The sequence below is a fragment of the Photorhabdus sp. RM71S genome (assembly GCF_042879355.1).
In the GTDB taxonomy this organism is placed as follows: Bacteria; Pseudomonadota; Gammaproteobacteria; order Enterobacterales; family Enterobacteriaceae; genus Photorhabdus; species Photorhabdus kayaii.
The window spans coordinates 1-293 of record NZ_JBHFKV010000257.1; the positions used below are offsets into that span (position 1 = coordinate 1).

General features: G+C 52.6%; 1 tRNA gene. It reads left to right on the forward strand.

What is annotated here, in order from left to right:
* Nucleotides 1-192 precede the first annotated feature (192 nt).
* Nucleotides 193-268, forward strand: a tRNA-Ala gene (locus tag ACGF5R_RS24790).
* The last annotated feature ends 25 nt before the right edge of the window (nucleotides 269-293 follow it).

Genomic DNA, 293 nt, shown 5'->3' on the forward strand with positions numbered 1-293 from the left:
AGGTGGTTAGAGCGCACCCCTGATAAGGGTGAGGTCGGTGGTTCAAGTCCACTCAGGCCTACCAAACGCTTTTCCTCTTTGCCATTTTAAACGCTGCATTACTCATGTGCTGGCGCACACTGCATGATTCGCGTTGAAATACCCGGCGGCTAAGCGAGTTGGTTGGTCGGACGGTAACGATGAATTCTGTATGGGGCTATAGCTCAGCTGGGAGAGCGCCTGCCTTGCACGCAGGAGGTCAGCGGTTCGATCCCGCTTAGCTCCACCATACTAAACGTAATTCAGAGTATATT